18 protein-coding genes are annotated in these 22,926 nt (G+C 70.1%); 11 read left to right on the top strand and 7 right to left on the bottom strand.

What is annotated here, in order from left to right:
- The first annotated feature begins 324 nt into the window (after positions 1-324).
- Together MEBOL_RS10630 and MEBOL_RS10625 are read left to right on the top strand one after the other, a co-directional pair.
- Entirely contained in the window at positions 325-1,581 is a 1,257-nt protein-coding gene (locus tag MEBOL_RS10630; protein WP_095977316.1) for a metallophosphoesterase family protein, read from the top strand.
- Positions 1,578-4,778 carry an AAA family ATPase gene (locus tag MEBOL_RS10625; RefSeq protein WP_245919633.1) on the top strand — a complete coding sequence of 1,067 codons (3,201 nt, stop codon included), beginning with the start codon at positions 1,578-1,580 and terminating at the stop codon, positions 4,776-4,778. The genes MEBOL_RS10630 and MEBOL_RS10625 overlap by 4 nt, the downstream gene beginning before the upstream one ends.
- Here MEBOL_RS10625 and aceA read toward each other — a convergent pair.
- Positions 4,775-6,061, bottom strand: coding sequence for an isocitrate lyase (gene aceA / locus MEBOL_RS10620; protein WP_095977315.1), 1,287 nt, complete (start codon positions 6,059-6,061; stop codon positions 4,775-4,777). The two genes, MEBOL_RS10625 and aceA, sit on opposite strands and share 4 nt — an antisense overlap.
- A gap of 342 nt (positions 6,062-6,403) precedes the next feature.
- On the opposite strand from aceA, the gene MEBOL_RS10615 reads away from it, so the two are divergent.
- Positions 6,404-6,967, top strand: a complete 564-nt coding sequence (locus MEBOL_RS10615; protein ID WP_095977314.1) for a Uma2 family endonuclease — start codon at positions 6,404-6,406, stop codon at positions 6,965-6,967.
- Between the two features lie 3 nt (positions 6,968-6,970).
- Here MEBOL_RS10615 and MEBOL_RS10610 read toward each other — a convergent pair whose 3' ends face one another.
- Entirely contained in the window at positions 6,971-7,393 is a 423-nt protein-coding gene (locus tag MEBOL_RS10610; RefSeq protein ID WP_245919631.1) for an MOSC domain-containing protein, read from the bottom strand.
- 165 nt (positions 7,394-7,558) lie between these two features.
- Here MEBOL_RS10610 and fumC point away from each other — a divergent pair, with 165 nt between their 5' ends.
- Positions 7,559-8,956: a class II fumarate hydratase gene (gene fumC / locus MEBOL_RS10605; RefSeq protein ID WP_095977312.1), complete on the top strand. Its 1,398-nt coding sequence runs from the start codon at positions 7,559-7,561 to the stop codon at positions 8,954-8,956.
- A gap of 15 nt (positions 8,957-8,971) precedes the next feature.
- Here fumC and MEBOL_RS10600 read toward each other — a convergent pair whose 3' ends face one another.
- Both MEBOL_RS10600 and MEBOL_RS10595 read right to left on the bottom strand, forming a co-directional pair.
- A complete protein-coding gene (locus MEBOL_RS10600; RefSeq protein WP_095977311.1) occupies positions 8,972-10,411 on the bottom strand; it encodes a glycoside hydrolase family 88 protein in 1,440 nt (479 codons plus the stop codon).
- A 178-nt stretch (positions 10,412-10,589) separates the two neighbouring features.
- On the bottom strand, positions 10,590-11,186 hold the full coding sequence (locus MEBOL_RS10595) for a hypothetical protein (protein WP_157774867.1): 597 nt from the start codon (positions 11,184-11,186) through the stop codon (positions 10,590-10,592).
- 381 nt (positions 11,187-11,567) lie between these two features.
- Here MEBOL_RS10595 and MEBOL_RS10590 point away from each other — a divergent pair, with 381 nt between their 5' ends.
- The gene (locus MEBOL_RS10590) at positions 11,568-11,999 is read left to right on the top strand and encodes a DoxX family protein (RefSeq protein ID WP_218920890.1); all 432 of its coding nucleotides are present in this window, start codon (positions 11,568-11,570) and stop codon (positions 11,997-11,999) included.
- 31 nt (positions 12,000-12,030) lie between these two features.
- Positions 12,031-12,597: a CPCC family cysteine-rich protein gene (locus tag MEBOL_RS10585; protein WP_095977308.1), complete on the top strand. Its 567-nt coding sequence runs from the start codon at positions 12,031-12,033 to the stop codon at positions 12,595-12,597.
- A gap of 15 nt (positions 12,598-12,612) precedes the next feature.
- On the opposite strand, the gene MEBOL_RS10580 is transcribed toward MEBOL_RS10585, so the two are convergent.
- Positions 12,613-13,362 (bottom strand): hypothetical protein, encoded by a 750-nt coding sequence (locus MEBOL_RS10580; RefSeq protein ID WP_095977307.1) that lies wholly within the window; start codon positions 13,360-13,362, stop codon positions 12,613-12,615.
- Positions 13,363-13,528: 166 nt separating this feature from the next.
- Here MEBOL_RS10580 and clpP point away from each other — a divergent pair, with 166 nt between their 5' ends.
- Entirely contained in the window at positions 13,529-14,134 is a 606-nt protein-coding gene (clpP, locus tag MEBOL_RS10575; RefSeq protein WP_095977306.1) for an ATP-dependent Clp endopeptidase proteolytic subunit ClpP, read from the top strand.
- Between the two features lie 63 nt (positions 14,135-14,197).
- Positions 14,198-14,587, top strand: a complete 390-nt coding sequence (locus MEBOL_RS10570) for a hypothetical protein (protein WP_095977305.1) — start codon at positions 14,198-14,200, stop codon at positions 14,585-14,587.
- Here MEBOL_RS10570 and MEBOL_RS10565 read toward each other — a convergent pair.
- Positions 14,579-15,508: an alpha/beta fold hydrolase gene (locus MEBOL_RS10565; RefSeq protein ID WP_157774865.1), complete on the bottom strand. Its 930-nt coding sequence runs from the start codon at positions 15,506-15,508 to the stop codon at positions 14,579-14,581. The genes MEBOL_RS10570 and MEBOL_RS10565 overlap by 9 nt on opposite strands.
- 131 nt (positions 15,509-15,639) lie before the next feature.
- Positions 15,640-17,325: a bifunctional metallophosphatase/5'-nucleotidase gene (locus MEBOL_RS10560; protein ID WP_095977303.1), complete on the bottom strand. Its 1,686-nt coding sequence runs from the start codon at positions 17,323-17,325 to the stop codon at positions 15,640-15,642.
- An 88-nt stretch (positions 17,326-17,413) separates the two neighbouring features.
- Between MEBOL_RS10560 and MEBOL_RS10555 the strand changes: the two genes are divergently transcribed.
- The 3 genes from MEBOL_RS10555 (at position 17,414) to MEBOL_RS10545 (ending at position 22,874) form a co-directional block, all read left to right on the top strand.
- Entirely contained in the window at positions 17,414-19,195 is a 1,782-nt protein-coding gene (locus MEBOL_RS10555; protein ID WP_170115478.1) for a M48 family metallopeptidase, read from the top strand.
- Positions 19,196-19,283: 88 nt separating this feature from the next.
- Positions 19,284-19,574: a hypothetical protein gene (locus MEBOL_RS10550; protein ID WP_095977301.1), complete on the top strand. Its 291-nt coding sequence runs from the start codon at positions 19,284-19,286 to the stop codon at positions 19,572-19,574.
- A 399-nt stretch (positions 19,575-19,973) separates the two neighbouring features.
- Positions 19,974-22,874, top strand: a complete 2,901-nt coding sequence (locus MEBOL_RS10545; RefSeq protein WP_245919629.1) for an HYR domain-containing protein — start codon at positions 19,974-19,976, stop codon at positions 22,872-22,874.
- The last annotated feature ends 52 nt before the right edge of the window (positions 22,875-22,926 follow it).

Below are 22,926 nucleotides of genomic sequence, written 5' to 3'. Positions count from 1 at the left end.
TTTTTGAGGGCGCGCAGGTAAGGGGATTTTGTTCAGTCGACCGGGTCAATGGGGCTGGTTCGTTGCTCTCAGAGCATGCGAGGACGGTGCGCATGGGGGCACGCCGGGAGTTGCTCGCTGCGCGGCACGATGGAGGTGGACTGGTAGTCCCAGTGCCAAAAACATGCTCCCTGGGCGGAGCAAGAACGACCGCGAATGCCATATTCCCACCTCAACGTAGGGTTCTTTAGAGAGTGGCTATTCACTGGGGGTGAATTTATCTTCGGTGGATGTCTGGTGGGGGGATGGGATCGAACCCCAAGAGACGGCTACTGTGCGTCCACGATGCGCTTCCGGTTCGTTCACGCCGCCGATCTGCACCTGGATACCCCCTTCCGTGGTGTTCCCGTCGAGTCGGCCCTGCTGGACGCCTTCCAGCAAGCCACCTTCCGGGCTTTCTCGCGCATCGTGGAGCTGTGTCTGCGCGAGCACGTCGCCTTCCTCCTGCTCGCGGGGGATTTGTTCGACCTGAAGGATCGCTCGGTGCGCGCGCGTCTGGCACTGCGGCGCGAGCTGGAGCGGCTGCACGCGGCCGGCATCCAGACCTTCATCGTCCATGGCAACCATGATCCGCTCAGCGGGGACACGGGGACGCTCTCCCTGCCCGAGTCGGTGAAGGTGTTCGGCGCCGGGTGGGAGGAGGTGGAGGTCCGCCGCGAGGGCCGCCTGCTGTGCCGCGTGCAGGGCGTCTCCTACCCCGATGTGGAGGTGCGCGAGAACCTGTCCGCGCGCTTCCATCGCACCGCTCCGGACTTCACCGTGGGCCTGCTGCACGCCAACCTCGGAGGGGCCGAGGGTCATGCCAACTACGCGCCCTGCTCCCTGGAGGATCTGGCGGCGCGGGGGCTCGACTACTGGGCGCTCGGCCATGTGCACACCCGCGCCGAGTACCCCCTCCCCAATGGCGCCGTGGCCGTGTACCCGGGCAACCCCCAGGGCCGGCACGTCAACGAGACCGGAGCGCGCGGGTGCGTGCTGGTGGAGGTCGAGGACGGCCGCTCGCGGCGCCACTTCATCCCCGTGGACAGGGTGCGCTGGCACCGGCTGGAGGTATCGCTCACCGGGGTCGGGTCGCTCGACGCGCTCGTGGCCGCCATCTCCGAGCGCGTGGACGCGGAGTGCTTGGAGGGATGGGACGGCCACGCGGTCCGCCTCACGCTCACGGGCCGCGGTCCCCTGCACCGCGAGCTGTCCGCTGCGGAGGCGCTCGGTCAGTTGGAGTCGGAGGTGCGCGAGCAGCTCGCCCATCGCCATCCGCCCGTGCTGCTGGAGTCCCTGCGTGACGCGAGCCGGCCCGAGCTGGACCTGGACGCGGTGCGTCTGGCGGGAGGGTTCTCGGCGACGGTGCTCGCCGAGGCCGAGGCGTCGCGTGGAAACCCCGAGGCCCTGGCCTCGCTGTGGGACGAGGACGCGGAGCTGCGCGCGTTGCGCCAGCGGTTGCGCCGGTTGGGGGTGGACGTGCTGGAGACGCCCCGGGCGGAGTGGGTGGAGCAGGCGGGCGCATGGGTGGCGGAGGAGCTTCACGAGGAGGACGTGGCATGAGTGGGGGACTGCGGATCGACGTGGTGCGCGTCCACGGCTTTGGTCACTTCACGGACTACTCGCTGGAGCTGCGGCCCGGGCTCAACCTGCTGTACGGGCCGAACGAGGCGGGCAAGAGCACGTTGCTCGCGTTCCTCCGGGGCATGTTGTTCGGCTTCGACAAGCAGTACGAGCCCGAGACGGGCACCTGGGGCGGTGAGCTGTGCGTGAGTTCCGCCGCCGGGCCGCTGGTGGTGCGCCGGACCATGGGCCGCCGGAGCAAGTCGCTGTCGGTGGTGAGTCCCGAGGGGAAGGAACTGTCCGCCTCGGCGCTGGACGAGGCGCGGGCGCACGTCTCGCGCGAGCTGTTCCACGAGGTCTTCGCCTTCAGCCTGGACGAGCTATCCAGCTTCGAGCGGCTGTCGAAGGAGGACGGGGTCTCCCGGGCGCTCTTCGCCGCGGGGCTCCGGGGGGCGCGCCGGCTGCCCGAGGTGGAGAAGCTCCTGGAGGCGCGCACGACGGAGCTCTTCAAGAAGGGAGGCCGCAAGCCCCGGCTCAACGATGTCCTCCTCCAATTGGAGGAGGTTCGCGGGCAGCTCGACGCCTTGAAGGACCGGCCCGCGCGCTACCTCGCGGAGCGGGAGCGGCTGAGTTCCCTGCGCCACGAGCTGGAGGAGACGCACGCCCGGCTCGAGCAGACGCACCGCGAGCTCAAGCGGCTGTCGCGTCTGGAAGAGGCCCTGGGCGACTTGGGCACGTTGGCGCGGCTCCAGGTGGAGCTCGCGAGCCTGCCCCCGCTGGCCACCTTTCCGAGGGATGGGGTGGTCCGGTTGGAGGAGTTGCTCCAGCGGCGCAAGGAAGCCCATGGGGCCCTGGCCCGGGTGGCGGCGCTGCGGGGCTCGGCGGAGCGTGAGGTGGAGCGTCTGTCCGAGGCCTCGGCCCTCCACGAGCGGGAGGAGGTGTTGCGCGCGGTGCTCGGGGCCTTCATCGCCAGGGCCGAGTTGCTGCGCACGTTGCCGGGACGCCGCGTGGCGCTCGATGCTCGGCGCGAGGAAGTCACCCGGGCGCTGGATGGACTCGGCCTGGAGGTGGACGAAGAGGGGTTGCTGGCGCTGGAGCTGGGGGCGGCGGCTCGGGGTCAGCTGGAATCCCTCGTGAACCGGTTGGCGCGGGCGGAGAGCGAGCAGCGCGAGGCGAATGGCGCGCTCGAGCGGGCCCGTGCGGCGCACGAGCGCATCGTCTCCACGCTGTCCCGGCTCCAGGCGGAGCGCGAGAGGCTTCCGGAGATTTCCGCGGCGGAAGTGCGCCAGCGGCAGGTGGCGCTGGGCCGGGCCAAGTTGCTGCGCATGGAGCGCGAGCAGGTGCTGACGCAGCGCACGGAGTCACAGCAGCGGCTCCAGTCCTTGCGGGAACAGGCCGAGCCGCCTCCAGGGCCCGCGCCCACGTCCACGCTGATGGCGGTCGCGGTGCTGGTGGCCGTGGCGTGCGTCGTGGGCATGGCGCTCTCCGCGGGCTTGATGCCGGGCCTGCTCGCCTTGTTGGGGGCGCTCGTGCTCGTCGTGCCGCTGGTGCTCCTGCACCGGAGCGCCGTGCGGAGCCATCAGCGTGAGGCCGAGGCCCATGCCGCGCGCCAACGTCTGCATGCGCGCGAACTCGCCCGGGTGCAGTCGGCGTTGGATGGGCTCATGGGGCGGCGCGCGGCGGTGGAGCGGGAGCTGGCGACGGCCCTGGGCGAGGCGGGCCTGCCCGGGGACGACTCGGTGGCGGGGCTCGCCGGAATGGATGTGGCGCTGGCCGAGGCGCTGCGGCAGGCCGAGCGCGTGGAACACCTGGTCCACGAGCGCGCGGCCCGCGAGGCGGAACGCGACGGCGTGATGCAGGAAGCGCAGGAGGCGGAGCTGGCGTCGCGGCGCGCCGACATGCTCGTGCGCACGCTCCGGGGGGACTTGTCCCTGCTGCTCGACGCGCGGGGCCTCCCCGCGAACCTTTCCGCGCAGGGCGCGCTGGGGTTGTGGCGCGAAGCGGCCGAGCTGCGGCGGCGGCTCGCGGACCTGAACGCGGACGCGCGGGCCCTGTCCGAGGACGAGTCGGGTTGTGCGGCGGTGGTGTCCCGGTTGCTCTCCGAAGCCCGTGCGGTGGGGCTCGGGGAGGGGCCCGCGGAGTCCGTGGCCGACCGCGTGGCCCTGGCGCTGGAAGCCCGGAAGGCGCGCGAGGCGGAGGCGCGAACCCAGCGTGCGCGGGTGGAGGAGCTGAGGGCGGAAGAGGCCCGGCTCCTGCGCCTGTACGAGGCCGAGGCCCAGGCCGTGGCGGCGCTGCTGACCCAGGGGGGCGGAGACTCGGAGGAGTCCTTCCGGCTCCGGGCCCGGCAGGCCGAGCGCTTCGAGGAGCTGACGCGGCAGGTGGGCGCGCTGGGCTCGCGGGTCGAGGCCGCCACGGGGCTGCCGGAGGCGCGGGTCCGTGAGAGCGTTCTGGGGGAGGGCGGCGAGGAGCGGTTGCGCGAGCGCCTGGGACAGTCGCGCATCCAGGAGCCGGCCCTCGACGCACGCTTGAAACAACTGCACACGGAGCTGGGCGCCGCCGAGAACCAGCTCCAGCAGTGGGAGGGAGACGCAAGGCTCGCCGAGCTGCGCATCCAGGAGGAGCGCCTGCGGGCCGAGGCGGCGGAGCTGGCCACGCGCTACACGAAGGACACGCTGGCGCTCGCGCTGCTGTCACGCGCCCGGCGGCGCTTCGAGGAGGAGCAGCAGCCCCGCGTCATCCAGCTGGCCTCGGAGCACTTCGCGGCGCTCACGCACGGCCGCTACCGGCGCGTGTTCCTCCCCGCGGGCGGCTCGCGCGAGCTCCGGGTGAGTGGCCTCAAGGGCGAGCGCGGTCCCGAACAGCTCTCCCGCGGCACCCGGGAACAGCTCTACCTGGCCTTCCGGTTGGCGGTCATCCAGGACTTCGGGGAGACGCGCGGCGCGCTGCCGCTCATCGTGGACGACATCCTGGTCAACTTCGACCTGGCGCGCACTCACGGCACCCTGGAGCTCCTGGCTCGCCTGTCCGAGCGCCACCAGGTCATCGCCTTCACGTGTCATCCCTGGCTGCGCGAGCTCTTCGAGGAGAAGGGCGCGCGGGTGGTGGAGCTCGTGCCCGCACGGACCGAGGCCGCCAGCGCCCGGAACGATGCTCCGGGGGGGACGGCCTCGGGGGGACTCCGGGTGGCGGGCCGTTAGAACTGGTGCGCCTCGGTGGAGTCGTTCAGGGCGAGCGTGCTCGCGGTGCCTCCGGAGATGACCTCGGCGACCTTGTCGAAGTAGCCGGTGCCCACCTCGCGCTGGTGGCGCGTGGCGGTGTAGCCGTCCTTCTCCGAGGTGAACTCCTTCTGCTGCAGCTCGGAGTAGGCCGCCATGCCCCGCTCCTTGTACTGCCGCGCCAGCTCGAACATGCCGTGGTTGAGCGCGTGGAAGCCCGCCAGCGTGACGAACTGGAACTTGTAGCCCATGGCCCCCAGCTCGCGCTGGAACCTGGCGATGGTCGCGTCATCCAGGTGCTTCTTCCAGTTGAACGACGGCGAGCAGTTGTACGCGAGCAGCTTGCCAGGGTACTTCGCGTGGATGCCCTCGGCGAACTTCCGCGCCTGCTTGAGGTCCGGGGTGCTCGTCTCGCACCACACCAGGTCCGCGAAGGGCGCGTAGGCGAGGCCCCGGGCGATGGCGCAGTCCACGCCGCCCCTCAGTTGGTAGAAACCTTCCGAGGATCGCGCCGCCTTGCGGTCGATGAAGGCATGGTCGCGCTCGTCCGCGTCGCTCATGAGCAGCTTGGCGCTGTCCGCGTCCGTGCGCGCCACCAGCAGCGTGGACACCCCCATCACGTCCGCCGCGAGCCGCGCCGCCGTGAGGGTGCGGATGAACTGGCTCGTGGGCACCAGCACCTTGCCCCCCATGTGGCCGCACTTCTTCTCGCTCGCGAGTTGATCCTCGAAGTGCACGCCCGCGGCACCCGCCTCGATCATCGCCTTCATCAACTCATAGGCGTTGAGCGGACCGCCGAAGCCGGCTTCCGCGTCCGCGATGATGGGCGCGAACCAGTAGCGCTCGCGCTTGCCCTCGGCGTGGTCGATCTGATCCGCCCGGCGCAGGGACGCGTTGATGCGCCGCACCACGTTGGGCACGCTGTCCACCGGGTACAGGCTCTGGTCCGGGTACATCTGCCCGGCGGTGTTGGCGTCGGCCGCCACCTGCCAACCCGACAGATAGATGGCCTGGAGGCCCGCGCGCACCATCTGCACCGCCTGATTGCCCGTCAGCGAGCCGAGCGCGGCCACGTACTCCTCGGTGTGCAGCAGTTCCCACAGCCGCCGCGAGCCCATCTCCGCCAGCGTGTGGCTGATCCGGATGGAGCCCCGCAGCTTCTCGACGTCCGCCGGCGAATAGGTGCGCGTGATGCCCTCGAACCGCTGCGAATGGAGCTTCGCGTGGGGCGAGGCATCGTTCTTCGTCGTCGTGGCGTCGTACATGTTCGGCTCCGGGTCGGTGGTCAAGGTTGAAGCGGCGCGTCAAAATCCTTGGCGTGGCGCGTTGTAAAATCGTGCTGCGTCAGAATGTGCGCCCTCCCCGAGTCAAAGGGAAGCCCACCCGTTGCGGATTGACAGGAATGTAGGGGGGTCAACAAGTCAGGTTATAAAACTGTAAATTCGTGAGGTGGAAAAGGGGTAAACGAGGGGGGAAACGGGCTCCCGGGTCCGCGCGGCGAGGTGATGTCAGAGGTCAGGTGCATGCTCGTCCGTATGAACCAGGACTTGGGCGGGGCGGTGTGGGGATGGGTTGCGGCTGTCGAGGGAAATCCGCATGCTGGGGATATGAACGACGCGCCGTCACGACGGGATGAGTTGTACGCGGAGCTGGAGAAGCTTCCACCCAACGTCACAGGTGAGATTATCGGTGGGGAATTGTATGTAAGCCCCCGACCCGCCATCCGGCATGCTCGGGCGGCCTCCAGGCTGGGGATCGAGTTGGGCGGTCCCTTCGACCGGGGCCGGGGTGGGCCTGGGGGCTGGGTCATCCTCTTCGAGCCGGAACTGCATCTGGACCAGGATGTCCTGGTTCCAGATGTGTCGGGATGGCGCCGGGAGCGGATGCCCGAGTTACCGGACGTGGTGGGCGTCACGCTCGCGCCGGATTGGGTGTGCGAGGTGCTCTCGCCCTCCACGGCCGCGCTGGACCGGGCGCGGAAGATGGCCGTGTATGCCCGCGAGGGTGTGCGTCACCTGTGGCTGGTGGATCCCGTGCCTCGCACCCTCGAGGTGTACCGGCTGGAGCAGGGCGGCTGGCGGGTGCTGCCCACCCATGTGGACAACAACCGGGTCCGGGCCGAGCCCTTCGAGGCATTGGAGTTGGAGCTGGGCGCGCTCTGGGAGCGCTGAGCCTCAGGGCAGCTTGGGGCGGATGGGGCGGGGCGCGTCCGGGTTGACGTCGAGCAGGCGCACGCCGTCGCCTTCGCGCACGGTGCCGCCGCGCAGCACCCTGGCGAGCTGGCCCCGCTGTCCCCAGGACTCCTTGAGCAGGCCCGGGCGGATGCGCTCGAGCTTCGAGCAGGGCACGCACGGCTCCGTCAGCTCCACCACCACCTCCGTCCCGAGCGCCAACCGCTGGCCCGCGGGCAGTGACTCGAGCGGCAGCCCGGCCAGCACCACGTTCTCCTTCAATTCTCCCGGGGACATCCTCAGCGCGTGCTGGGAGGCCTCGTCGAGCAGGAGCAGTTGCCGTTTGCCGTGGGGCTTCTTCTTGCCGTGACGGTCTCCCACGAAGCCCTGGCCTTCCACGGCCTCGGCCTCGGGGACACGCTTCATGGGAGTTCCCCGCTCCTGGGCGAGCAGCAGGGCGCGAATGGTTCCGGAGGGACTGTCCACTTCCCGAATCCTGTGCCGGGCACCGGTGGGTGGCAACATGGATGGAGGAGCGGTGGAGAGGGGGCGGTGTTATCGCCCTGGCTCCCCCGCCGAGGAGGCAGCCGCATGAGCAAGCCAGACGTTCGCATCGAGAAGGACACCTTCGGCCCCATCGAGGTCCCCGCCGAGCGCCTGTGGGGTGCCCAGACCCAGCGCAGCCGGGAGAACTTCGCCATCTCCTCCGAGCGGATGCCCCTGGCGCTCATCCGCGCGCTCGTGCTGGTGAAGAAGGCCGCCGCGCTCGTGAACATGGAGAATGGCTCGCTCGCCCGCGACAAGGGCGAGGCCATCGTGAAGGCCGCCAACGAGGTGCTCGGCGGCGAGCACGACGCGGAGTTTCCCCTGCTCGTGTGGCAGACGGGCAGTGGCACCCAGACGAACATGAACGTCAACGAGGTGCTGGCCAATCGCGCCTCGGAGTTGATGGGCGGTGAGCGCGGGGAGGCGCGCCGGGTGCATCCCAACGACGACGTCAACAAGGGGCAGAGCTCCAACGACGTCTTCCCCACCGCCATGAGCGTGGCCGCCGCCGAGGCCCTGGTGCGCAACGTGCTCCCCGAGCTCCTGGCGCTGCGCGACGTGCTCGCCGAGCGCGCCGAGCGCTTCCGGGACATCGTGAAGATTGGCCGCACGCACTTGCAGGACGCCACGCCCCTCACGCTCGGCCAGGAGTTCAGCGGCTACGTGGCCCAGTTGGAGCACGCGCGCAAGCACCTGGAGCTCTCGCTGCCGCACCTGTCCGAGCTCGCGCTCGGGGGGACCGCCGTGGGCACGGGCCTCAACGCGCCCAGGGGCTTCGCCGAGCGCGTGGCCGAGGAGCTGGCCCGGCTCACCGGCCATCCCTTCGTCACCGCGCCCAACAAGTTCGAGGCCCTGGCCGCCAACGACGCGCTCGTGCAGTCCCATGGCGCGCTCAAGGGCCTGGCCGCCGCGCTGTTCAAGATCGCCAACGACGTGCGCTGGCTCGCGTCCGGGCCGCGCTCGGGCATCGGCGAAATCACCCTCCCCGAGAACGAGCCGGGCAGCTCCATCATGCCGGGCAAGGTCAACCCCACCCAGTCCGAGGCGCTCACCATGCTGTGCGCCCAGGTGATGGGCAACGACGTGGCCATCTCGCTCGGGGGCGCGTCCGGCAACTTCGAGCTCAACGTCTTCAAGCCGCTCATCATCCACAACTACCTGCAGAGCTGCCGTCTGCTCGCCGACGGCATGCGCAGCTTCCGGCTGCACTGCGCCGTGGGCATCGAGCCCAACCGGGCCCGGCTCCAGGAGAACCTGGAGCGCTCGTTGATGCTCGTCACCGCGCTCAACCCGCACATCGGCTACGACAACGCGGCGAGGATCGCCAAGAAGGCCCACAAGGACGGCAAGACGCTCAAGGAGACCGCCGTGGAGCTGGGCCTGCTCACCGCCGAGCAGTTCGACCAGTGGGTCCGCCCGGAGAAGATGACCGGCAACCTGTAGGCCCGGGCTCTCGCGCTACACCGGGCGCCGGCGGGCGCGGCGCATCAGCCAGGGCAGCAGTCCCACGATGGCGAGCAGACACCCAGGTGCCGCGTGGCAACCCACGCCGGCCTTGTTCGCGGGCGTGTCCAGCACCTGGGTGGGGTCGGGCTCGGAGTCCGCTGGAGGTGGCTCCTCGGCGGGAGGCGGTTCCTCGGCAGGAGGTGGCTCCTCGGGGAATTCCGGGAAGTACCCGTCGCCCGCAGAGGCGCGCTTGAAGCGGCCGAGCGCCTCGACGAAGTAGTAGTCGCCGTAGATGAGGCTCGCGTCGATGTCGTCGCCCTTGGGGTTGATCCTCGTGCGGTAGAAGGCGGTGCCGTGCAGGAGGATGCCGGGGTTGGACGTGCCCTGGGCGAGGTAGGCCGGGGAGGAGAGGCTGTCGAGCATCGCGAGGGCGGCCTCGCGGTAGCGCCGGGCCACGGCCTTGTCCTTCACGTACGTGCTCAGCTCCTGGAGGGCGGAGGCGGTGACGGCGGCCGCCGAGGAGTCCTTCTGCTGCTCGTTGGCGGGAGCGTTGAAGTCCCAGTTGGGCACCGAGTCCCGGGGCAGCCGGGCCAGGTAATACTCGGTGACCTTGCGCGCGGCCTGGAGCATGCGCGGGTCATGCGTGTAGCGGTACGCCATGGTGAAGCCGTAGATGGCCCAGGCCTGGCCTCGCGACCAGGTGGAGCTGTCCGAGTAGCCCTGGAAGGTCTCCTTGGAGACGATGCGGCCCGAGTCGTCGTAATCCACCACGTGCCAGGTGCCGCCATCCGCTCGCACCATGTCCTTGGCGGCTCTCAGCGCATGATTGAGCGCCATGTCGTTCCAGGCGGGGTCCCCTCCATTGCGAGCGGCCCAGAAGAGCAGCTCCAGATCCATGAGGGTGTCGGTGACGGTGGCCACGTGCCAGGGGGGATCATTCCAGTCGCAGCAGTCGATGGCGCCCACCTTCGGGTGGTAGCGCGTGGCGAGTGAGCCCGCGGCCGCCAGCAGGATGTCCCGGTAATAGGGGTCGCCCGTCAGCCGGTACGCCTGGCCGAAGCTGGGCATGAACTTGAAGCCCAGGTCATGGGTTTCCTGGTTGGTCTTCTGGACCTCCAGGGCGCGTGTCCACGCATCCGCCCGGTCGCGCCAGAAGGGCTCGCGCCCCGGCTCGTACATGAACCAGAGCAGGCCCGGATAGAAGCCCTGGGTCCATCCCACCCGGTCGGTGTTGGCGATGAGCCTCCACGGACCGCCCAGGCTGCTCTTGGGCGACTGTGTGGGGGGAATGGAGGGATCGGTCGCGGTGCGCTCCAGCTGTTGCCGGGCGAAGGCGAGGGCCCGGTCCGCCGCCGCTTCATCGAAGGCTCGGGCTGGCGGGGACACCGCGAGGAGACAGAGGCTTCCGATGAGCAGCCAGGAGAGCGAGGGTTTGTTGACTCGGCCAGCCATGAGCACCTTCCCCGTGTGTCAATCCAGACGTGAAGATGTGTCCGTGGGGTGCCGTCGGCTCGGGATGTCTTCCCGCATGCCCCCGCCGAGAGGACCGGGAGTGGAGCCGAGCCGGCGAGCAGGCGGGCGGCGTCTACCCCTTGAACGGTCTACCCGTGGTTCGAGCGGGAGCGCGCGCCTACTTGAAGAGGTCCTGCACCGCGTCGGAGACCTCGGGGAGCATGAGCATGTCGGGCTTGGTGCGCTCGATGCGGCCCGTGCCCGGGATGCTCGTCTCGTTGACGCGCTTGAGCGAGTCCCAGTTGAGGCCGAACTGGTTGTCGCCCTTGTTCACGTCCACCGCGATGGGCAGGTGCTCCTTGCCGTACTGCTTCGCGGCGCTCTCGGGAATGGCGGAGTCGCGGATCTTCTCGAAGGTGTCGCGCGGCACCTCGAAGGCCTTCATCACCGTCTGGGTGTGGCCCTGGTCGTGCCGGGTGGCGAGGAACTCCTCGGCGCGCGCCCGATCCCCGAAGTTGAGGAAGGCGCGATCCTGGTAGCTCATCGGCTTGTCGTAGCGGTGAGGCGTGCTCTGGTTCTTGTGGCTGTTGAAGGACTTGGTGACGTGGGCCTTGCCCGCATCATTGATGGAGACGCGCTGGTTGTCCGGTCCCTCCACCCGGTAGACCGTGACGGGGCGCTTGTCCTTGGCCGCCTCGGCGCCACCGGAGGTGGACGGCTTCGAGGGAGGCGTGAAGGAAGGAGTCCGGAAGCCGCCGCGAATGCCCTTGCCCATGGTCGTGGTCCTCAGGAAGACGAGATGGACGTCCTCCAAAGCAGAAGGCGTGCCAGGGCCCCGGAGCGGCCAGACGTCCCGCAAGTCCTCCATTTTCCTCGGGAGGCCGGACCTGGCCTGGCGGTAGCCCCTGGTGACAGCGCTCACCACCGGTGACAGCGCTCACCACGTCGACGGCCGCTCTCCGGGAAACAGCCCCGCCAGCTTGCGACTCGCCTCCGCGGGCACGCGTCTGGAGCGATGGGGTCTACGTGGGCGCGTGGAGCATGTGGCACTGGGCGGTCATGAGACGACGGCTCAGCTGACGTCTCACGCGACCCATACGCTGACGGTTCGTGGGTGAGCGTTGCCGGGCCGCCCCCAGGTCGGCATGGTGGGCGGATGAGCGATAGAACCTCCACCGTGTCGGATGCCGCGCTGGGTCACCTCGTCCTGCGGGCGATGCTGGGCGTGAACATGGCCGTCCACGGGCTCACCCGCGTGGGAGACCCCAATGCGTTCGCCCAGGGCCTGGTCACCGCCTTCGCCTCCACGCCGCTTCCCTCCTGGAGCGTGCGGGCCTTCGCCCTCGTGCTCCCCTTCGTCGAGCTGACGGTGGGGCTGGGTCTCCTGGTCGGCTGGCACCTGCGCGTCTTCCTGCTGCTCGGGGGCCTGACGCTCGTGTCGCTCACGTTCGGCACCTGTCTGCGCCAGGACTGGAACTCGGCGGGGCTCCAGCTCATCTATGGCTTCGCGTTCGCCTGGCTCCTGCGCCACGCGGCGGATGCGCGCTTCTGCGTGGACTCCTGGCGGGCCGGGCGCGATTCTCGCTAGCGCGGTCCACCCCCACCCGCCCCCTCCGCTCATGCGCCGAGAACAGCTCATCCAGCTCATCGCCCGGGAGGTGGTGGCGCGCCGTCCGCCCCACGAGAAGCTCAAGGAGCTGCCCGCGTACTGGGACTGGGATGAGGACTCTCCTGGCTGGGCCCTGCTCCACCCGCGCGTGCGCGAGGAACTGCTCCACCGCGCGGGCTCGCCGCCGTGGCTCTGGCGCTCGGCGTATGACGCCTTCTTCGAGTTCGTCGAGCAGGATGCCCGGCGCATCGTGCGCAACGAGGCCCTGCTCACGGAGGCCCGGGCGCTGGGCGTGCCCGTGAGCTCCGTCGAGGGTGTTCCCGACAAGGCCCACCGCTGTCCGTGCTGCGGCTTCCGGACCTTCGAGTGGCGGGGTGAGTACGACCTCTGCCCCGTGTGCCAGTGGGAGGACGAGTGCGCCGAGGACTCCTTCGAGGATGGCCCGGCGCGGCTGGAGCGCTTCAGCCTGCCGCACCACATGACGCGCGCGGAGTACCGCCAGCGCTACGAGGCGCGGCGGGACGCGGAGCTGAAGGACCCCGTGCTCGCCCTCAAATACGAGCGCTACGCGCGGTGAGCCTCCGGGTGAGCCTCAGTGCTCCTCGGCGCGGCCCTCCTGGCTGCCCGCGTACGCCGAGCGCCGCATGGCGTGCAGGAAGCCGCTGGGCTCGATGCCGAGTCCGGTGCGGAAGGGGTCGAAGCGCAGGCGCTCGGGATCCAGGGTGACCTCCTCGCGCAGGAAGATGTCCGCCAGGGGGGTCCAGGTGGTGGGCCGCCCGGAGTCGAGGGAGCGCGCCTCGATGGTGAGCAGGCCCGTGCCCGCGCGCAGGGCGTGCTGGAGCCGCCGCACCCGGGAGCCGCGCCGGGGCGCGGAACCCCGGGGCGTGGTGAGGCGCAGCTTCATCTTCCCGGCGCCGTCCACCGTGAAGGGGGCGATGCCGAAGTAGTCGTTCTCCAGCCAGTCGTGCACCTGGGTGGTGAGCAGGGCGGGCACGAGCGTCCACATGTGGCGCATGGTGCTGAAGAGCAAGTCCTGATCCCCGGGCGAGGCCTCCTCGGTGATGCGCTCCTCGCGCAGCAGGCGCACCGCCGCCCCGAGGATGTCGGGCCACTCCTTGCCGCCCCGCCACGCGGCGGTGGACAGCCGCACGAGCGCCGGACCCGCCAGGCGCGCGGCCACGTCCTGGAAGCCGGGCTCGTCCAGGCGCGGGAGGACCTCGGCGCGCAGGCAGATGCCCTCCGCGTGCAGGGAGCGGGCATGCCGCTGGGCCGCGATCGCCTTGAAAGGAGGGCCCCACAAGGACCCCACCGTCCTGCCCATCAGCTCCACCCACCTGCCCATGTCCGCCTCCTTCCGTGACCTCCAGGCGGCAAGGTGGGGACGCCCGGGCCCCGGGGCCACTCCTCCCCGGAGCCGGTGTCTCCCGGGGGGCCGAGCGTGGGCTGGCGCACGGTCCATGAAGAACAGGGGGGCGTCCGGTGGCGAGGCGCATTAGTGTTGCCGGGCCATGAACGTTCCCTTCGTCATCGAGACCACCCACCGCGGTGAGCGGGCCTACGACCTCTACAGCCGCCTCCTCAAGGACCGCATCGTCATGCTGGGCACGCCCGTGAACGATGATGTGGCCAACCTCATCGTCGCCCAGCTGCTCTTCCTCGAGTCCGAGGACCCGGACAAGGGCATCAACCTCTACATCAACTCGCCCGGAGGCTCGGTGACGGCGGGTCTGGCCATCTATGACACGATGCAGTACGTCAAGTGCCCCGTGTCCACCATCTGCGTCGGGCAGGCCGCGTCCATGGGCGCCCTGCTCCTGCTCGCCGGGGCACCGGGCAAGCGCTATGCGCTGCCCAACGCGCGCATCATGATTCACCAGCCGCTGGGTGGAGCCCAGGGCCAGGCGTCGGACATCGACATCCAGGCCAAGGAAATCCTGCGCCTGCGCTCGTACATCAACGGGCTCTTCGTGAAGCACACGGGCCACACCATCGAGCGGATCGAAAAGGACACCGAGCGCGACTACTTCATGAGCGCCGAGGAGTCGCGGCAGTACGGCCTCATCGACGAGGTGGTGACCAAGCAGATCGCCGTGCCCGCTCCCTCCAAGAGCTAGCGGCGGGCGGCACGGCGTGGAGGGCCGCCCCTGGCGGGAGGCCATGTCCACATTTGGACCATCATGGTCCCTTCCCGCTCCGTGGCCGCCCTCCTGCTGTCCTCCCTCTTCCTGGCTCCGGCCTGTGCCGTGCGGACCTCCGAGCGCCGCATGGCCCCGGAGCCCCCGCACAGCGTGCAGCAGGAACTGGGCTACAACGACGTCGTGCGGTTGAGTCAGGAGTACGCCACCGCCCAGGGCTACGAAGTGTCCGACGTCGCCGAGGCCCAGCAGGTGCGTCCCAACTACTGGCGGGTGCGTTTCGGTCTGGCGCCTTGGGGCTCGGGCAAACTCCTGGACCTGCAATTCGACGAGGCCCAGCGGCGCGTGGTGGGCTCCACCGAGGTGGAGGCCTCGGCCACGGGCGGCTCGGGCCCCGTCATGCCCCTGCCCTCGGGGCCGCCCTCACGGTAGCGAGGCGAGGAAGCGCGTCACGTCCTTCTCGAAGCGGTCCGCCTCTTCCAAGTAGGGGAAGTGTCCGCTGCGCTCGTACTCCAGGAAGGTGGCGCCGGGCAGGGCCCTGGCGAGCGCCACCAGGCTGTCCACGCCGATGGAGGCGTCATGGCGCCCGCCGATGACGAGCACCGGGGTGCGCACGCGCTCGGCCGCGGCGAAGCGGTAGCCGGGCAGCTCCGTGGCGAACATGGCCCGCGACAGCTCGCCCGTGTTGCGCAGGCCGCTCTCGGCGTCCACCGCTTCCTGCATCCGCAGGTAGGTGGTGTCGTGGAACTGCAACTGGTTGAAGAAGTCCTGGGCATCCAGGCCGCGCAGGGCGCGCATCACCCGCTCGTAGTCCGAGTGCTCTCCGGGCAGCTCCGTCATGGCCAGCCGCCCCGGGTACTGGCGCTCCAGCTCCTTCTTCCAGGTGGCGAAGGACGCCGCTGAGTCCGACAGGCCGCTCACGTACACCACCCCCGCCACGCGCTTCGGGTGGCGCGTCGCGTACTCCAAGGCCAGCGTGGCGCCGAGCGAATGGCCCATGAGCACCCAGCGCTCCACGCCCAGCGTCTCGCGCAGGGCCTCCAGGTCCGCGAGCTGCGCGTCCATGCCGTAGTTGCCATCCCAGGGGCGCTCGGAGCGGCCGCAGCCCCGCTGGTCCAGGTAGACCATGCGCCGACTCTTCTCCAGGCGCGCGCCCATGAGCCGGGCGAAGCTGTAGCTGTTGTAGCCGGGGCCGCCGTGCAGGAAGAGCACGGGGGCCTGCCACTCGGGACCCTCGACTCCGGCGACGCGGTAGTACAGCCGGACGCCGTTGATGACGCTCTGGTACTCGCCCACGGTCAGGGGCTGTTTGTCCGTGAGGACCGCTTGATGCGTACAAGCTGCGACCAGCACGTACAGGATGGCCCATCCTACGACTTGAGGACGCGAGAAACGCATGGCCCGTATGTGTGCTCTCCCTCCCGGGCGTGCCTTGGCCATCGGTCGGAAATGTCGTCCTCCCGGGGGGAAGTGTCGACCGGTGGTTACTTCACGCGCTGGATGCGGTCGGTGGACGGGGGCGCCACCGGGGAATGTGCCTTGAGGAAGGAATCCATGGCGTCCACGTCCAGCGGACCTCCCTGACGATTCGTGCCCAGGGTGAGGGCGCGGAAGCCATCGCCGCCGCCCGCGAGGAAGCTGCTGACGGACACGCGGTAGAGGGCCTCGGGGCGCACGGGTTCGCCATTCAGGCGCAGGCTGGCGGGGTCCACCTTCTGGCCCACGGGCGCCGACTCGCTCCAGGTATAGGTGAAGCCGCGCGAGGGCTGGAGGATGCGCGCCGAGTCGCCCTTCCACTGCTCCTCGAGCAACTGGTGCAGCTGCTCGCCGGAGAGCGTGAGCGTCACCAGGGCGTTGCCGAAGGGCTGCACGGTGACGGCCTCGCCGTAGGTGACGTCGCCCGCGTCGAGGTCCGCCCGGATTCCCCCCGGATTCATGAAGGACACCTGCGCGCCCGCGTCCCGCGTGGCCTCCAGTTGCGCGTCGGAGATGAAGTTGCCCAGCGTGGACTCGCCGGAGGGCCACAGGCGCTCGTCCGTCTTGCGCAGGGGCGCCGTCACGCGGCCGAGCACCCGATCCCTCAGCGGCGCCGACAGCGCGTCGTAGTGCTCGACGAGCGCGCGCACCGCGTCCTCTCCCGCGCCCTCGCGCGTGACGATGACGTTGTGGGCGCTCGTCTCCACCACGTCGCCGCTCGTGCGATCCAACACCAGGTCCAGGTGGGTGATGAGCCGCCCATAGGACGCCGCGCTGGTGACGCGCTTGCCCTCGAGCACGCAGTTGTAGGACTGGTGGGTGTGGGCGCTGAGGACGACATCCACCTCGGCGTCCAGCCGGTGCACGATGTCCACGATGGGGCCGGACAGCCCCTCGCACCCGTCATACGGGCCGCCCGGCTTCTGGAGGCCGCCCTCGTGGACCAGCACGACGATGGCCTTCACGCCCTGCTCCCTCAGGCCGGGCACGAGCGCGTTGACGGTGTCCGCCTCGTCGAGGAAGCGCAGGCCCTGGATGCCCGCGGCGTTGACGATCTCCGGCGTGCCCTGGAGCGTCATGCCGATGAACGCCACCTTCACGCCCTCGAACTCGCGCACCGCGTAGGGCGGAAAGAGCGTGGCGCCCCGGGCGTCGACCACGTTGGCCGCGAGGAACTGGAAGCGCGCGCCCTCGAAGCGCTCCTTGCCCTGGCACCCGTCCTGGGGGTGGCAGCCCCCGGTCTGCAGGCGCAGGAGCTCCGCGGCGCCCTCGTCGAACTCGTGGTTGCCCACGGCGTTGAGCGCCAGGCCCATGAGGTTCATCGCCTCGATGGTGGGCTCGTCGTGGAAGAGCGCGGACACGAGGGGGCTCGCGCCGATGAGGTCTCCCGAGGACACCATCAGGGTGGGCCCCGGCGCGGAGGCGCGCAGCTGGTTCAGGTGGCTGGCGAGCCAGGCCGCGCCTCCCGCCTTCACGCGCCCGGTGTCGGTGCGGATGTCCCCGGACGAGCCCTCGGGTGGCGCGAGGTTTCCGTGGAAGTCGTTGATGGCGAGCAACCGCAGGTGCACGGGCGGGGGCGCGGAGGGTTGCGTCAGGGGCGGCTGTCCACCCCCCGTATGGGCGCAGGAGACGAGCAGCGCGGCCCACAGCGCCGTGGAGAGCGGAACACCGAAGCGGGGGAGGAGGGTTTTCATGAAAGTGCCTTCTCTCTCACACCCCGGACCCGGTCGCACGCCCCCTCATCCGTCAGTAGACTCGGGGGGTCACGAAGGGAGACACCTCTTGGGGGTCCGCTCGTCCACGGTTCGCGCGATGGCCGCCGTGGGCTTCCTGCTGCTGTTCTACGCGGTGGCCCTGGGAGTCGCGGGGGCGCTCCTGTCTCTGCCCTATCTGCTGTACACGACCCACCGCTTCCACGCGCTGCTCACCGTGTTGTGTCTGGCGGGCGCGGGCGTGCTCTCGTGGAGCCTGCTGCCGCGGCGCGAGCGCTTCGTGCCCCCGGGGTTCCGGCTCACCGAGGCGGAGCATCCCCGGTTGTTCGCCGCCATCCGTGACGTGGCCCAGCGCATGGGCACGCGGATGCCCGACGCGGTGTACCTGGTGGAGGACGTGAACGCCTACGTCCGCCAGGTGGGCGGCGTGTTCGGCCTGGGCGGCCGGCGGGTGCTGAGCCTCGGCTTGGGACTGCTGGCGGTGGACAACCTCTCGCAGTGGCGCGCGGCGGTGGCGCACGAGTTCGGTCATTTCCAGAGTGGGGACACGTGGCTGGCGGGCGTGTTGTGCGCCACGCGCTCGGCGATGGGACGCACCCTGGGCGGGTGGCGTTTCTTCTCCTGGGTGCCCGAGACATTCCTGCGCCTCACCCAGGCCCTGAGCCGGGAGCAGGAGCTGGTGGCGGACACGTGGAGCGTGCGCCTCGCGGGCAAGCGCGCGCACCTGTCCGGACTGCGGTGGGAAGCGCTGCACGCCGCGGCCTGGCGCCGCTTCCTCGCGCAGGAGGTGCTGCCGCTCGCGAGCCGGGGCGTGGTGCCGGACAACCTCTTCGAGGGCTACCGCCGCTACCTCGCGAGCGCCGACTGGGCCGAGGGGCTGCGCGAGCTGGGCGCCACGTCCGAGCGCGCCTCGTGCCCGTATGACTCGCACCCGAGCCTGGCGGAGCGCATCGCCTTCGCCGAGCGGCTGGACGTGCCGGAGGTGCCCCTGGACGAGCGGCCCGCGTACACGCTGCTGTCGGACGCGGAGGCGCTGGAGCGGCGCTTCACGGTGCAGCTCTGGCCACGCGCGGTGGAGTTCATCCCCTGGAGCGAGGCGGGGGCGCACTGGCGCACGCTGTGGAACGAGACGGCCAGCCGCGTCCAGGCGCGGGTGCCGGATTTCAGCCTGGCGCGGGTGTCGGCGCTGGTGAAGGACGCGCGCGCGTGGGACGCCTTCGCGGAGGCCATCCACCCGCGGCTCGTGGGTTACCGGGCGCCGGACCGGGCCGAGCGGGTGCGCGAGGTGGTGGCCCACGCGGTGAGCGCGTACCTGGCGAGCATCCTCGCCGAGCACGGCATGGTGTGGCGCACCTCCCCCGGAGAGCCGCTGCGGCTCGAATGCGAGGGCGAGCCGGTGGACCCCGCGGCGTTGGTGGACGGGTGGTTGGAGGGCACGCTCGGGCTGGAGGTGCTGGAGCGGCTGCGCGCGCGGCTCTCGGTGGATGCCCACGCCGCGTGGCGGCTGCGGGAGGAGGAGCGCACCGAGGCGTTGGCGCCCCTGGCCGCGGTGACGGTGGAGCGCGAGGGCGACGCGGTGACGGTGCGCGCGCCCTTCTCGCGCCTGGGCCTGCCCCACTGTTGTGCCTTGTGTGGCGGCGACATCGCGAGCCATGTGGAGACGCGCTTCCACGTGGGCGGCGTGCTGCGCGACGACGGCGACATCACCATCGAGGTGCCCGTCTGCCAGGCGCACGCGCACCAGCCCCACAAGGCCTTCAAGGTCCGTCATTACGAGGAGGCGTCGGACCTCATCACCCTGGAGGTCCCCACGCTCGAGTACGCGCGGCTCATCCAGCGCAGCAACGCGTGAAGCAGGCGGGCAGGCGGGGGTTTTTCGCATCCGGCGCATTCCCGGTCCGGATGGGAATGCGCACATTCGCCTTCCAGGAGGGGAGTGCATGCCAGAGAAGCCGCCGACCACGCCCGATGCGCCGGTGAAGGAGCCCGAGCCTCGCAAGGCACCTCAGAAGGATCCCACCCCGCCCGTGCCCGAGCGCGAGCCGCCCAAGCCCGAGGTCCCCCAGCGCGAGCCGCCCACGCCGGTGGTGCCCGAGATCGAGCCGCCCAGCCGCAAGCCGGAGATCAACGAGCCGGAGGGGACGCCCGAGCCGGACATGAAACCGCCGGGCATCCACGAGCCGCCGCCCATGCCCACGACGCCCGGCTCTCCGCCGAACGTCATCGCCTGAGGGGACGCGGGGGGGCCTCCCACAGTGGAGCCTGGATGGCTCAATCGCTACACCCGAGGCGCACAACTCCACTGACACGCTCCCGCGTCACGCGCGCTCTTCGTGAAACACACGGAGCGCCTCTTCTTCGGGATCCACCCGCCGGTACACTTCCAAGAAAGTGAGCAACCGGCGGTGAGTCAGATCCAGGGCGAAGACACAGGAGACGGTGGGATGAAACTCGGACGCGGCATTCGCGGCATTCGCGGCATTCAATGTCGGGTGGCTCTTCGGGGCCAGGGGAGAGGGCCGCTTCTGGCGGCGCTCTGGGCGTTGGCCTCGGCAGGCGCCTGCCACACCACGGACTCCCAGGAGCCGGGGCCCGCGATGGGCCTGGGGAATCTGGAGGAGCACTGTGAAGTGCGTCCCCCCTTCACGGGCAACTTCGAGCCCGAGCTGCAGTGGGAGTGGACGGGCGGTGCGGTGTTGCCCGAGTACAAGCAGGTGATGATGACGCCGGCGGTGGTGGACGTGAACGGGGATGGCACCCCGGACATCGTCTTCAGCACCTTCGCGGGTGGCAACTACCTCGCGGACGGCGTGCTGCGAGCCATCAGTGGCGAGGATGGCCATGCCCTGTGGACGGCGACGGACGCCTCGGCCCGGGTGAAGCCGGGCGCCAGCATCGCCGCCGGTGACATCGATGGCGATGGGCTGGTGGAGATCTGCGGCATCCCCGAGAACGGGCGCGGCATCATCTGCTTCGAGAACGACGGCACCTTCAAGTTCCGCTCGGCCGAGGCCGCGTACGACTACAACGAGTGGGGAGGCCCCTCGCTGGCGGATCTGGACGGTGACGGTTCCGTGGAGATCCTCGATGGCAACCGCGTATACAGCAACACCGGGGAGTTGCTGTGGGTGGGCTCCGATGGCATGGGCGGCGCCCTGTACACGGGGCCCGTGTCCTTCGCGGTGGACCTCGACCAGGACGGCAAGCTCGAGGTGATCAACGGCCGCTCCGTCTACAACTTCGACGGCACCCTCCGTTGCGCCAACACGGAGATTCCTCACGGCTTCGCGGGCGTGGCCAACTTCGACGGTGACGTGGCGGGAGAGATCGTCGTGGCGGGCGATGGGAAGGTGAGCCTGCTCGACGACGACTGCTCGCTGCTGTGGACCCGGGAGGTGTACGTGACGGGGCATGCGCAGTCCGCAGCCGGACACGGCGGCCCGCCCAACATCGCGGACTTCGATGGCGACGGCCAGCTCGAGATCGGCCTGCCCGGCGACTGGAACTACACCGTCTACGGCTCCGACGGCGGCGTGAAATGGTCCCAGTCCACGCAGGACTACAGCTCGGGCCGTACCGCCTCCACCACGTTCGACTTCGAGGATGATGGCCGCCTCGAGGTCATCTACGCCGACGAAGTGCACCTGCGCATCTACGACGGCGCCACGGGCGCGGTGCGCTGGCAGATCCGCAACAGCTCGGGCACCACGCACGAGTACCCGCTCGTCGTGGACGTGGATGGAGATGACGCCGCGGAGATCATCGTGGTGTCCAACAACCACGCGTACCCGGGCCAGAACGGCATCCGCGTGTTCCACGACCGCCAGGAAGGCTGGGCCAACACCCGGCGCACCTGGAACCAGCACGCGTACTCGGTGACCCACGTCCACAACGACGGTTCCATCCCGGCGCACCCGACCACCAACTGGCTCCACCCGAAGCTCAACAACTTCCGCTCCAACGTCGCCTTCTACCTGGGCGAGGGCCCCAGCCCCTACGCCGCCGCGGACCTCGCCGCCTCCGACGTGACCGCCTCGTGCGATGGAGAGGGCTCGCTCGTGCTCGGCGCGAGCGTGCGCAACCTGGGGGAGGCCCCCGTGGGCGCGGGCGTGAAGGTGGCGTTCTACAGGGGCAACCCGGCCTCGGGCGGTACGCTGCTTGGCGTGACGGCCGTCACGGAGCCGCTGCCGGTGGGGGGCCGTGCCACCGCCACGCTCGTGGTGGCTTCCTCCTTCACGGGCACCACCGAGGTGTGGGCCGTGGTGGATGACGACGGCACGGGCAAGGGCGGCACCACCGAGTGCCGCGAGGACAACAACAGCACCTCCGCGTCGGCGAACCTCTCGTGCGCGGTGACCCCGAGCAACAAGCCGCCGGTGGCCCTGTGCCGCGACGTCACCGTCAACGCCGACATGGCCTGCCTCGGCCGCTCCAGCGTGGACAACGGCAGCTATGATCCGGACAACGGGCCGTCGCCGCTCTCCGTGACCGAGGCGCCCTCCACGTCCTTTGGCCTGGGCACCCACCCGGTGACCCTGACGGCCTCGGATGGAGAGGCGAGCGCCTCGTGCGTGGGCCACGTCACCGTGGTGGACACCACGAAGCCCGCGGTGAGCTGCCCCGCCTCGCAGGTGCTCGACACGTGCTCGCTGACGGGGGCCACCGCCACCTTCGACCTCTCCGCCACGGACAACTGCGGCGCGCCCGCCGTCACCTGCTCGTATGCCTCCGGCTCCACCTTCCCCGTGGGCGAGACGTCCGTCACCTGCTCCGCGAAGGATGGCTCTGGCAACACCTCCGCCTGTGGCTTCAAGGTGAATGTGCGCAGGGACATGACGCCGCCCGTGTTGAAGTGCCCCACGGCGCCGGTGGTGGTGAATACGTGCGCGGGAAGCTCCCAGGCCACCTTCGACGTCTCCGCCACGGACAACTGCGGCCCGGTGGCCGTCACCTGCTCGCATGCCTCCGGCTCCTCGTTCCCGGCGGGCAACACCTCCGTGTCCTGCTCGGCGAGGGACTCCTCTGGCAACACCGCCTCCTGCGACTTCTCCGTCCAGGTGGGGGGCTCGGATGCGTCCACGCCGCCCACTCCCGGCGCGGATCTGGGTCACGAGCTGTGGTCACCCAACCACAAATACGAGTCCCTGACGCTGTCCGACTGCGCCGCCCCGGCGAAGGACGCGTGTGGCGGCTCGCTGCCCCTGGAGCAGTACGGGCGCATCCTGCGCATCACCTCGGACGAGGTGGAGGACGCCAATGGCAACGGCGATGGCCGCACGTGCGACGACATGGTCATCGTCAACCCCACGTCCATGCAGCTGCGCTCCGAGCGTGAGGGCACGGGCGACGGCCGCGTCTACACCGTGACGTACGTGGTCACCCAACCCTCCGGGGCTTCCTCGCAGGGCACCTGCCGCGTCCATGTGCCGCATGATCAGTCCGGCCGGGGCACGGTGGACAGCGGTGCGAAGTTCTGCGTCGGTGAGGGGTGTCCGCAGGGGACCGCGGAACACAGTGAGCTCTGCCAGTAGGGCCGTGGCGCGCTGAAACAACGAAGGGCCCGGGACCGCTCCAGCCGGTTGC

It is taken from the genome of Melittangium boletus DSM 14713, assembly GCF_002305855.1.
Classification (GTDB): domain Bacteria; phylum Myxococcota; class Myxococcia; order Myxococcales; family Myxococcaceae; genus Cystobacter; species Cystobacter boletus.
This window is presented reverse-complemented; position numbering and strand designations above follow the sequence as displayed.

Bases quoted from the DNA above. Each gene is read 5' to 3' on its own strand.
- MEBOL_RS10550 (WP_095977301.1), top strand. From the start codon at position 19,284: ATGCCAGAGAAGCCGCCGACCACGCCCGATGCGCCGGTGAAGGAGCCC.
- MEBOL_RS10630 (WP_095977316.1), top strand. From the start codon at position 325: ATGCGCTTCCGGTTCGTTCACGCCGCCGATCTGCACCTGGATACCCCC.
- MEBOL_RS10625 (WP_245919633.1), top strand. From the start codon at position 1,578: ATGAGTGGGGGACTGCGGATCGACGTGGTGCGCGTCCACGGCTTTGGT.
- aceA (WP_095977315.1), bottom strand. From the start codon at position 6,061: ATGTACGACGCCACGACGACGAAGAACGATGCCTCGCCCCACGCGAAG.
- clpP (WP_095977306.1), top strand. From the start codon at position 13,529: ATGAACGTTCCCTTCGTCATCGAGACCACCCACCGCGGTGAGCGGGCC.
- MEBOL_RS10610 (WP_245919631.1), bottom strand. From the start codon at position 7,393: ATGAAGCGTGTCCCCGAGGCCGAGGCCGTGGAAGGCCAGGGCTTCGTG.
- MEBOL_RS10585 (WP_095977308.1), top strand. From the start codon at position 12,031: ATGCGCCGAGAACAGCTCATCCAGCTCATCGCCCGGGAGGTGGTGGCG.
- MEBOL_RS10590 (WP_218920890.1), top strand. From the start codon at position 11,568: ATGAGCGATAGAACCTCCACCGTGTCGGATGCCGCGCTGGGTCACCTC.
- MEBOL_RS10600 (WP_095977311.1), bottom strand. From the start codon at position 10,411: ATGGCTGGCCGAGTCAACAAACCCTCGCTCTCCTGGCTGCTCATCGGA.
- fumC (WP_095977312.1), top strand. From the start codon at position 7,559: ATGAGCAAGCCAGACGTTCGCATCGAGAAGGACACCTTCGGCCCCATC.
- MEBOL_RS10595 (WP_157774867.1), bottom strand. From the start codon at position 11,186: ATGGGCAAGGGCATTCGCGGCGGCTTCCGGACTCCTTCCTTCACGCCT.
- MEBOL_RS10560 (WP_095977303.1), bottom strand. From the start codon at position 17,325: ATGAAAACCCTCCTCCCCCGCTTCGGTGTTCCGCTCTCCACGGCGCTG.
- MEBOL_RS10580 (WP_095977307.1), bottom strand. From the start codon at position 13,362: ATGGGCAGGTGGGTGGAGCTGATGGGCAGGACGGTGGGGTCCTTGTGG.
- MEBOL_RS10615 (WP_095977314.1), top strand. From the start codon at position 6,404: ATGAACGACGCGCCGTCACGACGGGATGAGTTGTACGCGGAGCTGGAG.
- MEBOL_RS10570 (WP_095977305.1), top strand. From the start codon at position 14,198: ATGGTCCCTTCCCGCTCCGTGGCCGCCCTCCTGCTGTCCTCCCTCTTC.